13 protein-coding genes and 1 tRNA gene are annotated in these 9437 nt (G+C 66.8%); 7 read left to right on the forward strand and 7 right to left on the reverse strand.

What is annotated here, in order from left to right:
• The 3 genes from cmk to NZ951_07200 all read right to left on the reverse strand — a co-directional run.
• Nucleotides 1-503, reverse strand: a 503-nt coding sequence (gene cmk / locus NZ951_07190) for a (d)CMP kinase (GenBank protein MCS7207697.1), incomplete at its 3' end; no start/stop codon positions are given.
• 16 nt (nt 504-519) lie between these two features.
• On the reverse strand, nt 520-1218 hold the full coding sequence (locus NZ951_07195; GenBank protein ID MCS7207698.1) for a site-2 protease family protein: 699 nt from the start codon (nt 1216-1218) through the stop codon (nt 520-522).
• A gap of 4 nt (nt 1219-1222) precedes the next feature.
• Nucleotides 1223-1966 (reverse strand): glycosyltransferase, encoded by a 744-nt coding sequence (locus NZ951_07200; GenBank protein ID MCS7207699.1) that lies wholly within the window; start codon nt 1964-1966, stop codon nt 1223-1225.
• A 178-nt stretch (nt 1967-2144) separates the two neighbouring features.
• Between NZ951_07200 and NZ951_07205 the strand changes: the two genes are divergently transcribed.
• Complete coding sequence (locus NZ951_07205) at nt 2145-2552, forward strand: DoxX family protein (protein MCS7207700.1); 408 nt, start codon at nt 2145-2147, stop codon at nt 2550-2552.
• Between the two features lie 4 nt (nt 2553-2556).
• Here the strand turns inward: NZ951_07205 and NZ951_07210 are convergent.
• The 4 genes from NZ951_07210 to NZ951_07225 form a co-directional block, all read right to left on the reverse strand.
• Nucleotides 2557-2630: transfer RNA gene (locus tag NZ951_07210), tRNA-Glu, on the reverse strand.
• A gap of 21 nt (nt 2631-2651) precedes the next feature.
• Nucleotides 2652-3689, reverse strand: a complete 1038-nt coding sequence (argC, locus tag NZ951_07215; GenBank protein ID MCS7207701.1) for an N-acetyl-gamma-glutamyl-phosphate reductase — start codon at nt 3687-3689, stop codon at nt 2652-2654.
• Nucleotides 3690-3757: 68 nt separating this feature from the next.
• Nucleotides 3758-5011, reverse strand: coding sequence for a competence/damage-inducible protein A (locus NZ951_07220; protein ID MCS7207702.1), 1254 nt, complete (start codon nt 5009-5011; stop codon nt 3758-3760).
• An 87-nt stretch (nt 5012-5098) separates the two neighbouring features.
• Nucleotides 5099-6721, reverse strand: a complete 1623-nt coding sequence (locus tag NZ951_07225) for a glycerol-3-phosphate dehydrogenase/oxidase (protein MCS7207703.1) — start codon at nt 6719-6721, stop codon at nt 5099-5101.
• Between the two features lie 168 nt (nt 6722-6889).
• Here NZ951_07225 and rpmH point away from each other — a divergent pair, with 168 nt between their 5' ends.
• From rpmH to NZ951_07255, 6 genes are all read left to right on the forward strand, one after another.
• Entirely contained in the window at nt 6890-7027 is a 138-nt protein-coding gene (gene rpmH, locus NZ951_07230; protein ID MCS7207704.1) for a 50S ribosomal protein L34, read from the forward strand.
• 8 nt (nt 7028-7035) lie between these two features.
• A complete protein-coding gene (rnpA, locus tag NZ951_07235; GenBank protein ID MCS7207705.1) occupies nt 7036-7368 on the forward strand; it encodes a ribonuclease P protein component in 333 nt (110 codons plus the stop codon).
• A 1-nt stretch (nt 7369) separates the two neighbouring features.
• Nucleotides 7370-7639, forward strand: a complete 270-nt coding sequence (gene yidD / locus NZ951_07240) for a membrane protein insertion efficiency factor YidD (protein ID MCS7207706.1) — start codon at nt 7370-7372, stop codon at nt 7637-7639.
• On the forward strand, nt 7636-8703 hold the full coding sequence (locus NZ951_07245; GenBank protein ID MCS7207707.1) for a PQQ-binding-like beta-propeller repeat protein: 1068 nt from the start codon (nt 7636-7638) through the stop codon (nt 8701-8703). Before yidD ends, NZ951_07245 begins: the two co-directional genes overlap by 4 nt.
• Before the next feature lie 75 nt (nt 8704-8778).
• Nucleotides 8779-9159, forward strand: a complete 381-nt coding sequence (locus NZ951_07250; GenBank protein MCS7207708.1) for a thioesterase family protein — start codon at nt 8779-8781, stop codon at nt 9157-9159.
• 33 nt (nt 9160-9192) lie between these two features.
• The coding region (locus NZ951_07255; protein ID MCS7207709.1) for a glycosyltransferase at nt 9193-9437 on the forward strand (245 nt) is incomplete at its 3' end.

Here is a 9437-nt window from a genome sequence, read left to right on the forward strand (position 1 = left end):
GCCTGCAGTTCCCGCCACCGCCGCATGGCGCGCGTCTCCACCGAGGCTAACAGGAACACCTTCAACGGCGCATCGGGGAGCACCACCGTCCCGATGTCCCGCCCCGCCACAATGATGTTCCCCTCCTGGGCCAAAGCCCGCTGGCGGGCCACCAAAGCCCGCCGCACCCCGGGCACCGCCGACACCTGGGACACAATGGCCTCCACCTGCGGCAAACGTAGAAAGGGGGTAACATCCTGCCCATCCACCAGCCAGCGTGGGTCGGGGCCATTAACCAACTCAATGGTCAGGGTGTTAGCCAAAGCCGTCAGGGCATCCCCATCGCTCGGGGAGATGCCCCTCTGCCACGCCGCCCACGCCACCGCCCGATACATGGCCCCCGTATCCAGGAAACGCCACCCGAGGCGCTGGGCCAGAGCCTTGCCCACCGCCGTCTTGCCCGCTGCCACGGGCCCGTCCAAAGCAATAATCCGCTTCACCCCTTCTGGGGCGTATAATAGCATAGGCACGCCCCACACCCTACAAGACCCGCACCCCCACCAATACCCCAGCCAACCCGTTCACCACAGGCCCCAACAGGCGGGAGAAAAGCCCCAGCCCCAGCAGACTGTCCACCAACAGGAGCACCAGGAGCACGCCCGGCCCCCACGGCTCCAACCGCACCAGCACCTCCGCCCACCGCTCAGGCACCAGGCCCAACACCACCCGTGAGCCGTCCAGCGGAAAGAAGGGGAGCAGGTTGAACGCAGCCAAAAAGATGTTGTAGATCACGATGAAGCCCAAAACCAACGCCACCAGCGCCTCCCCTGTGGTGGGATAGAGCACCCCCCAACGCGGGAAATCCAGAAACCCCGTCCTGAAGGGCAAGGCCGCCGCCGCCGCACACAGGATGTTAGAGAGCGGCCCCGCCCCCGCCACCACCGCCATCCCCTGGAAGGCGCGCTGCCCAAAGGCCAAGGGGTTCACCGGCACCGGCTTCCCCCATCCAAACCCCACCAGAAACAGCAACAGGGTGCCAATGGGGTCCAAATGGGCCAGGGGGTTCAAGGACAAACGCCCCTGGCGCTGGGCCGTGCGATCCCCCAGGCTGGTGGCTACCAAAGCGTGGCTGAACTCGTGCACCGTCAGGGCGACGACTAGAGCCACCACCGTTACCCCCATCAGCACCCCGAACAAGATCGGGTCCTCCCGCAGGAGGGGAAGATAGCGAAACAGCATCCCTTTACCCTCGTTGCTGAGCCTGGGCCAGGGCCTGCCGCCACTGGCGCCGGCGCTGACGCACCCGGAAGACCGTCCACAGCATCCCCAGGGCTGCCCGCAGAGTGGGCATCTTAGAGCCTCGGGCCGCGAAGTCCCATTCCACCGGCACCTCCGCAATCGTCAGGCCCATATCCAGGGCCAGTGCCAGCATCTCCACATCAAAAGCCCATCCCCGCTCCTGGAGATGGGGAAGCAGACGCTGCACCGCTTCTGCCCGAAAGGCCTTGGCCCCGCACTGGGTATCCCGAAAGGGCAGGCCCACCACCACACGCACCATCTGCCGAAAAACCCACGCCGCTACCCGCCTCCGCCAGGGAGGCGGGCGCAGACGGCGCGCCCCGGGGATGTACCGGCTGGCGATGGCGATGTCCACCTGGGCTAAACGCTCCAGAAGACGGTAGGCCTCCCGTGGGCCCACCATGTTGTCGGCGTCCACGAAGGCGACCCGCTCCCCCTGGGCGCGGGCCAAACCCTCCCGCACCGCTCCCCCCTTCCCCAACCGCTCGGGAAACACCACCCACCGCACACGTCCCCACCGACGCGCCGCTTCCTCCACCACGCCCAGGGTGTTGTCCCGACACCCATTCAGCACCACTAGCACCTCAAAGGACCGCCCCAGCTCCGTGAAGGACGAAAGGTAGGCCTCCAAGGTGGGGCCGATGCGCCGCTCCTCGTTGTAGGCGGGAATCACAATGGTGATGTCCACGCTGTAGCGGGCCTCCCCTGCCAAGGTAGCACATGGGCACCGCATGCATACAGAAGAGCTTTCGCCCCCAACCCCTGCCTCCACAGGTACAACCCCCCCTTGACACCAGCCCCGTGGGGCGCAATACTTTTTATAGCACTTGTCCCAATACCATCCTCACGCACCGCAGGAGGCAGTTATGGACATCCTCTACCTCATCGGGCGCATTCTGTTGGGGGGGTATTTCCTCGGCGCTGGCCTTAATCACTTCACGCGCCTAGCGGGCATGGCCGCCTACGCCCAGAGCAAAGGCGTGCCTTTCCCCACCCTGGCAGTGGCGGGCACAGGCGTACTGCTCCTGCTCGGGGGGGCCAGCATTCTCCTGGGTTTCCTGCCCCAAATCGGGGCTATCCTTCTGCTGGTGTTCCTGTTCCCCGTAACCTTCTGGATGCACCGCTTCTGGCAGGAAAAGGACGAGATGGCCAAAATGAACGAGACCATCAACTTCACGAAGAACTTGGGGTTGGCGGGGGCGCTGCTGGCCCTCCTGGCCCTCACCTGGACGCACGGGGCCGGCCCCTTTAGCCTCGTAGACCTCCCCCGCTAAGTACTGCCCCCAAGGGGATTCGAACCCCTGATTTCCGGCTTGAAAGGCCGGTGTCCTGGGCCTCTAGACGATGGGGGCCTGCACTTTTATTATCCCACGCTAGGGATATAAAGCCAACTGCTCCAGCCCCTCCGTCTCGGGCAGGCCGAACATCAGGTTCATATTCTGCACCCCTTGCCCTGCCGCCCCTTTCACCAGGTTGTCCAGAACGCTAATGACCATCAGACGCTCCATCCGCAGGTCCAGGGTGGGGAAAATCATGCAGTCGTTGTTGCCCAGGGTGTGCTTTGTCATGGGGGAGGCGTCCACCACCTTCACAAACGGCTCACCCCGATAGAACTCCCGATACAGGGCGCGCAGTTCCTGGATGCCCTTCTGCCCGCTGGGTAAGGCCCCCGGGCGCAGGGGGGCATAGCAAGTGCACAGGATGCCCCGCGTCATGGGAATCAAATGGGTCACGAAGGTAACACGCGGCGTATACCCCTCGGGGGCCACCCGCTCCAGTTCGTGGGTAATCTCGGGCAGATGGCGATGCCCCTCCACCGAGTAGGCCATCACATTCTCATTCACCTCGGAGAAGTGGGTGAACAGGGACAGCGACCGCCCCGCCCCCGACACCCCCGACTTGGCATCCACAATGATGTCCCCCGTGATGAGGCCGTGCCGGACGGCTGGTGCTAGAGCCAGCACCGCCCCTGTGGGGTAGCACCCCGGGTTGGCCACCAGCCGCGCCGAAGCCACCTCCTCCCGATGCAACTCCGTCAGGCCGTACACCGCCTCCTCCAGGTACTCCGGGCAGGGGTGGCGTATCCCATACCACTCCTCATACTCCCCCGCCTTCAGGCGAAAGTCGGCACTGATGTCTATCACCTTGATTCCCGCCTTCAAGAAAGGCAGGCAGGCCTCGGCGCTGGCCTTCTGGGGCAGGGCCGAGAACACCAGGTCCACACTGGCCGACACCTCCTTCTCAATGGTCAGATTGAGGCTGGCCAGGTGGGGGAACACCTCCCCCAAAGGTTTGCCTGCCTCACTGCGCCCTGTGACCGATACCAGACGCACATGGGGATGGCGTGCCAGGATGCGCGCCAGTTCCACCCCTGCATAGCCCGTCACATTGATGATGGCGACCTTCACGATGACCTCCTGACGCAACAGAATAAGGGAAGCCAGACGGGCAGAAACGGTGTGTGCGGCTAGCCGTGCGGCTAGCCTCGGATGCGCTGGGCCAGGGTGCGCCGCAGTTCCAAGAGGGCGTGCATCACCGCCCGCCGCTTGACGAGAGCACGGTCGGGGGGATGCCGCCCCTGGAGGGAGCGGCTCCCTCCCTCCCAGGCGATGCCGATGAACACCGTCCCCGGGGGCTTGCCCTCCAGCGGGTCAGGGCCGGCCACCCCCGTGATGCCGATCCCAAAATCGGCCTTGAAGGTTTCGCGCGCGGCGCGGGCCATCCCCTCCGCCACCTGGGGGCTCACCACCCCATGCGCCTCAATGAGGCCCCTGTCCACCCCATGGGCCACCTTCGCCTCGGCCGTGTAGGTTACCGCCCCCCCGCGGAAGTACGCCGAACTGCCCGCCACATCGGTGATGGTGCTGGCCAGCAATCCGCCCGTGCAGGACTCCATCACCGCCAGCGTCCACCCCTTCTCCTTCAGCAGGGCACCCACTTGGCGCTCTGGCGTATCGTTATCCACACCCCAGATAATTGGCTCCAGGCGTTGGCGGATGGCCTCCTCCACGGGCGCAATGAGCGCCCACGCCTCCGCCTGGGTGGGGGCGCGCGCGATGAGGCGTAGGTGGATGCCGTCGGGCTTGGCGTAGATGCCCAGGTAGGGGTTCTCCTTCCCGAAAAACTCCTTCACCTGCTCTCCCACCGAGCCTTCAGGCATGCCGAAGGTCTTGATGGTGCGGGTGAGAATCACGGTGCCCCGCGCCTTCTGGTGAAGGCGGGGGGCAACCTCATGGGTCCACATGTGCTCCATTTCGTGGGGCACGCCCGGCATGCACACGATAACACGCCCGTCCCGCTCCACCCACCAGCCAGGGGCGGTGCCCCGGGGATTGGGGAGAGGTGTGGCCGAGGGGATGCGCATAGCCTGCTTGATGTTGCTCTGGGCCATGGGCACACCCCGCCGTTGAAAATACGCCTGCAGGTGGGCCAACAGGCTTTCGTCCACCACCAGAGGCTCCCCAAGCACCTGGGCAATGGCTTCGCGGGTCAGGTCGTCCTCGGTGGGGCCAAGGCCGCCCGTGGTCAGGACGACGTGGGAACGCCCCAGGGCTTGGCGCAGGGCATAGGTCAGATCGCCCATATCGTCCCCCACCTGGGTTACCCAGCGCAAGGTGATGCCCAGGGCGGGCAGACGGGCCGCCAGCCAAGCGGCGTTGGTGTCCACAATCTCCCCCATCAGCAGCTCCGTGCCGATGGAAAGGATTTCCGCCAATGTCTGCGTGGCGCCCATGCCATCCCCTTCCTACGGCTATGGAGTATACCCCTTCGGGGGGAGGCGTGCAACGGGTCATGCCCCCTGTCGCACCCGGAGGGGGATTTATCTTGTGCCCTCCCCTGCGCCCAGGAGCGCCACCTCCCGCAAGTAGCCCTCCCGCTGGCGCTGGGCCTGGGCGGTGTCCCACCCCAAGAGCTCCCCCATCTCCCGCACCACCGCGTCCAAAGCGTCCAGCCCATAGCACGGGGATAGGCCCATAAGGGTGCGCCGTAACAGGAAGTCCCCTGGGGTGAGCGCCCACTCGCTCTGAACGGCGTGGTGCACCTGGGCCAGAATGTGGGGGTGGTGGGGGCAGAGGGGCTCCCCCAGACGGGGGTTGCGGGCGACCAGCAAAGCCACCTCGGCCGAGCGCTCCCCATACAGGCGAGCCAAGTGGCGCGCCGTGGCAGGGGACAGGTGCGTCTGCTGGCGCAGGAAGGCCTCTTGCACAGCCAGCCACGCCTGCCACTCCCCCCGCGGGGCACCGGGGAACAAGGTGCGATAGGTGGACGACTCCGTGTTCCAATCCAGCAGGGCGCAGGCCCTGTCCACCACCTCTCGGGCGATGGCACGGGCGGCGGTGGCCTTGCCCCCCAGGATGGTGAGCAGACCCCCCAGGCCCTCCCGCCCGTGGTCCAGAATGCGATGCTGGCGCCCCACATCGCTCTCGCGGCGGGCGGGGCTGTAAGCCAGCGCCCTCACCCCCGCATAGGTGGCGTACAGGGGCGCATCGCGGACGGCAGGCACCACCAGGGAGGCGCCCTCCCGAAGGTACTCCACATCCCCCGCATCGGCCACGGCCTGAGACGGGTCGCCGCTAAACGGGGTATCGGTGGTGCCCACCAGGGAAAACCCCTCCCAAGGCAGAACGAAGAAGAGGCGTCCATCCCGCGGAGAGAACAGCACCAAACCGTAGCGCGTCAGGTGAGGCAGAAGCAGGTGCACCCCCTTGGACAGGCGCAATAGCGAGCGCCGCCGCATGGGGAAAACATTCCCCACCCACGCCTCGGCCCAGGGGCCGGTGGCGTTGATCACCACCCGCCCCTCCACCTGCCCCTGTTCCCCTGTCAACCTGTCCTCCACCTCCAGGCCGTATACGCGCCCCCTGCGGGCCAGCAGGCCCCGCGCCCGACAGCGGGTGAGCACCACCCCACCCCTGCTGGCGCAGGCCAGGGCGTTCTCCACGCACAGGCGCTCCATAAACGGAGCCTGGGCGTCATAAAAGAGGTAGCCCCCCTCCAGGCCTTCGGGGCGCAAGGATGGCTCCTCCCGCAAAAGGGCCTCTCGCGACAGCCAGCGCTTCCCCGGCAGGGAGCGGTCAAAGGCCAACATGTCGTAGAGAGTCAGGCCCAAGCCCAGCCATGCCCGCCCCACCCGCCCTCCCCGATAGACGGGCACCAGAAACGGCAGAGGTCGCACCAAATGGGGAGCGGTGCGCAGGAGCACCTCCCGCTCGTGCAAGTCCTGGCGCACCAGGCGGAAGTCCAGGTGGGCCAGGTAGCGCAACCCTCCGTGGATGAGGCGGGATGAGCGGGCGGTGGTGCCCCAGGCCAAGTCCTCCTGCTCCACCAGGGCCACCGACAAGTTGCGCAGGGCGGCGTCCCGGGCGATGGCAGTGCCCACAATGCCCCCGCCGATGACCACCAGGTCAAAGCGCCGCCCCGTCAGAGCGTCCAGGCGTCCCACAGGGCCTCCCCAAGGGGGACATCCCCTTTCAGGGTAGCATGCCCCGCCGTCAGAAGACGCCCCCTCCCCCTGCCGCACACCCCCACACCTCCAAGGTTGACAGCACCCCCACATTGCCCTATGCTGAGGGGGAAAGTGCCAGCAGGATTACTTGTGACGGTGTGAGCAATGCCCAAACGCACCTACCAGCCCAAGCGCCGCCGCCGCCAGCGGGTACACGGCTTCCGCGCCCGGATGGCCACCCGGGGCGGGCAAAAGGTGCTGAAGCGCCGCCGCCAGGCCGGCCGCTGGCGTCTGGCGGTATAGCCCGCCCCCTGCGCCCCCAACGCCTTACCCACAAGCGGGATTTTGACCGCCTCCAAAAGACAGGGCGAACTTACCATGGGCGGTTCCTGTTTATCCGCACCGCTCCCAACGGAGAGCAGACCGTGAGGGTCGGTTTTGCCATCGCCAAACGGCTGGGCAAGGCTGTGGAACGCAACCGCCTGCGCCGCCGTTTGCGGGAAATTCTGCGCCTTTCCCCCCTTACCCCAGGTTGGGATATCCTGGTGGTAGCCAAAGGCGACGCCGTGCACCAGACCTATCACACCCTCCGAGACGATGTGGGGCGCCTGTTGCGCCAGGCGGGTATTCTGGGCGAGGGCTAGCATGAAAGGCTTCGTTCTGTGGGCCGTGCGCTGGTACCAGCGGATAGGCTCCCCATACCTTGGGGGGCGGTGCCGCTATGATCCCTCCTGCTCCCATTACGCCCTGGAGGCTATCGAACGGCACGGCCTAACCAAAGGCTTCCTCCTGACCCTGTGGCGTCTGGTGCGGTGCGCCCCCTGGGGGGGATATGGGTACGACCCGGTGCCCCCCGTGGGGGCGTGGCGCTTTCGCCCGCCCCCTTATCCTGCCGACGAGGGTCAAACGCCATGACGCGCCTGCTTCCCCTGCTCCTGCTCTTGGGTGTCCTCCTGGCGGCGTGTGCCCCGGGGGCGGCCTTCATGCCCCGGGGATGGTCGGGGGTGGCCGTCGACCCCACAGGGGAGGTCCTCCTGGTCAGCGAGGGGAAGGGCATTCTCCTGGCTCTGGACGCCGTGGACGGCAAGGAGCGGTGGCGCTTCCCCGCCAGCAACGGGCGCGCCGCCGACCAGCCCGGCCCCCTTTATAACGCCCCCGCCCTGGGCCAGGGCCTCGTCTACTTCGGTGGGTGGAGTGGCAAAGTCTATGCCATCCGCCTAGCCGACGGGAGCATGGCCTGGTCGTTCCCCACCAAAGGCCCCCTCATCGCCAGCCCTGTGGTGGCCGGCTCCGTGCTCCTGGTGGCGTCCACCGACGGCTTCCTGTACGCCCTAGACGCCCAAGACGGCCGACGCCTGTGGGAGTTTGACGCCAAGGGGCGCATCTGGTCCACCCCCGCCGTCGCCCAGGACACCGTCTACTTCGGCAGTATGGGCAAAAAGGTGTTCGCCGTCGCCTTGTCCGATGGCACCCTGCGGTGGAGCCGCACCCTCGGCGGAGCCATCCTCAACCCCCCTGTCCTCGCCGACGGCAAGGTGTTCATCGGCTCGGTGGACCGCACCCTGTATGCCCTGGATGCCACCAGCGGGGAGGTGGTGTGGAAGGCTGTGGGGGACGGGTGGTTCTGGGCCAGCGTCGCCGTGCAGGGGGATACCCTCTTCGCCGCCACCACAAGCGGGAGCGTTTATGCCCTGGATGCCCGCACCGGCCAGGAGCAGTGGCGTGCCCAGGTGGGGGGCGTGGTGGTCTCCCCCCTGCTCCTGACCCCCCAAGGGGTTCTGGTGGCCACCGACCGCGGGCGGGTGCACATCCTGCGCACCACCGATGGACGGGAGGTGTGGCTCTACGATATGGACACCCCCATTCGGAGCGTGCTGGCTATGTCTGGCCCTATGGCCTATGTGGTGGGGATGGACGAGACTTTGCGCGCCCTCAACACCGCCCGCGGCACCGTCCTGTGGAACAAGACCCTCAAGTAGGATGGAGGCACCCTCCCACGCCACGGATAAAAGACAAGGGGGTGCGGTAAGCCCCCCGCATAGGGAGGCGCAGTCGTGGTGGACTTTACCCGCTACATCCCCCCCAATGCCTCGGCGGAGATGCGTCGGCGCGTCAGCAAAGCCCTCTCGGTCAACCCCTCCCGACGCCCGGGGGGCGAGGTGCTCTCCACCCCAGCCCTGGTGATGTTGATGGAGCGCACGGCGGTGCGCGCCTGCCAGAGCCACCTGCCCCCGGGCTTCACCACGGTCGGCTACCATGTGGACATCCGCCACCTGGCCCCTTTGCCAGTGGGCCAAGAGGTGCGGGTGCTGGCCACCCTCCAGGCCCTGGAGGGCAACAAGCTCACCTTCCGCGTGGAGGCCTACGGCCCCGACGGAAAGAGAATCGGCGAGGGCACCCATCGCCGGGCCATTATCCCCATCCGGGAGCGCTGACGCCCCCCTACAATAATAGGGACAGGAGCCCCCATGCCCCCCAGTGTAGAGATCGTCATCCCCGTCTACAACGAAGAGCGGGACCTCCCCCGCTGTGTGCGCACCCTGCGGGAGTTCCTGGCCCAGGGCTTCCCCTACCCCTGGCGCATCCTCGTCGCCGATAACGGCTCCACCGACCGCACCCTGGCCATCGCCCACGACCTGGCCCGCCAGCACCCCGACCAGGTGACCGTAATGCACCTCCCTGAAAAGGGGCGGGGGCGCGCCCTCAAGCGCGC

The organism is Dehalococcoidia bacterium, from assembly GCA_025060295.1.
Taxonomy (GTDB): domain Bacteria; phylum Chloroflexota; class Dehalococcoidia; order Lucifugimonadales; family HRBIN23; genus HRBIN23.